Source organism: Paraburkholderia ribeironis (assembly GCF_900019265.1).
Lineage (GTDB): Bacteria > Pseudomonadota > Gammaproteobacteria > Burkholderiales > Burkholderiaceae > Paraburkholderia > Paraburkholderia ribeironis.
Genome location: NZ_CYGX02000036.1, coordinates 1 through 927 on the forward strand (window position 1 = coordinate 1; position 927 = coordinate 927).

The 927-nt window shown below is 61.1% G+C and carries 1 protein-coding gene; it reads right to left on the bottom strand.

Annotated features, from left to right (window positions below):
• Positions 1-927: condensation domain-containing protein (locus BN2475_RS35565; protein WP_245841356.1), on the bottom strand; the 927-nt coding region annotated here is incomplete at both ends.

Genomic DNA, 927 nt, shown 5'->3' on the forward strand with positions numbered 1-927 from the left:
GCTGTTGGCGCGCGCATTGAGTGGTGCATAGCTGAGCTGCTCGTCTTCGTGAACGATGGCCACGGCTTCGGGCGTTCGCTCGGTTTGCTCTTCGAACAACTGGTGAATGCACGCCTGATCGGGATAGGGCGCCTCGGTTGCGTTCCAGATCTGCAGCAGCAGTTCCCGCTCCGCTTTGGGTATCACCTCCAATTGACGCACCGGCTGGCCAGGAGTCTGCTCCAGCGCATCGGCCAGACTGCAGAGCGCCTGTTCCATATACCCACATACCCGCTGCGAATCGATGGGCGATTGCACCTGCGCCGTCACCCCCAGCGCCTGTCCGTAATCCTCCACCGACAGCGCGAATGGATAGTTGGTCCTCTCCTGGAAGCTGAGCATTTCGATACCCGACAAGGTGTCGCTTGCCTTGGTCTCGCCGAACGGTTTCGAGTTATGCCGGTAATTCAGCAGCGCACTGAACAGTGGCGTGCCTGCTGGCACGCCACTGCATCGCTGAGCCAGCGCGAGCGAAGCATGTTCGTGCTCCAGCAGTTCCGCCAGCCTTGCATGCGTATGACGCACGCGCTCGGCCACACTGACCTCATCCATATCCAACCGAAGCGGCAGCGTGTTGATGAACAGCCCCATCGCCCGGTCTGCTCCTTCGCCCGCTTGCATCCGCCCGAACAAGACTGTGCCGAATACGACCTGTTCCTGCCCACTGGTACGCGCAAGCACTTGCGCCCACGCGACATGACACAGGCTGGCGAGACTCACGCCCAGGCGTTTGGCCTGTGCACGCAGCCTCAGGTTCAAATCGGAGGATAGCATTCGCCGGGTCTCGCCTATCTGAGAGCCATCACGGTGTACCTCGACCAGCCCGAACGGCAGCGTTGGCTCAGTGACGTCCGCGAGCATTGCCTGGAAGAAGCGTTCGTGTTCTTC